This window comes from Polaromonas sp. P1_G2 (assembly GCF_056405515.1).
Genome location: NZ_JBFUBY010001829.1, coordinates 1 through 352, shown reverse-complemented (window position 1 = coordinate 352; position 352 = coordinate 1). Strand labels below are relative to the sequence as shown.

Below are 352 nucleotides of genomic sequence, written 5' to 3'. Positions count from 1 at the left end.
ACCAGGAGCCAGGTCGCGGGCATCGATGTCGGCGGCACCTTTACCGATCTGGTTCTGTTCGATGCCGCGCATGGCACGGTGCGGCTTGCCAAGGTGCCGACCACGCTTCCCAACCAGTCTTTTGGCGTGCTGGACGCGCTGGATGCGGCGAAGGCCGATATCGCTGCCCTCGACCTCATCGTTCATGGAACAACGACCACTACCAATGCGGTGCTGGAGCGCAATCTCTGCCGCACCGGCCTGATCACCACGATGGGCTTTCGCGATGTGCTGGAACTCGGCCGCCGCACCCGTCCGCAGCCCTATGGCATGAAAGGCGAGTTTCGGCCGATCATCCCGCGCGATCTCAGGC

1 protein-coding gene is annotated in these 352 nt (G+C 63.6%); it reads left to right on the top strand.

Annotated features, from left to right (window positions below):
* On the top strand, positions 1 to 352 hold a 352-nt coding region (locus AC1D0P_RS32795; RefSeq protein WP_477680534.1), incomplete at both ends, for a hydantoinase/oxoprolinase N-terminal domain-containing protein.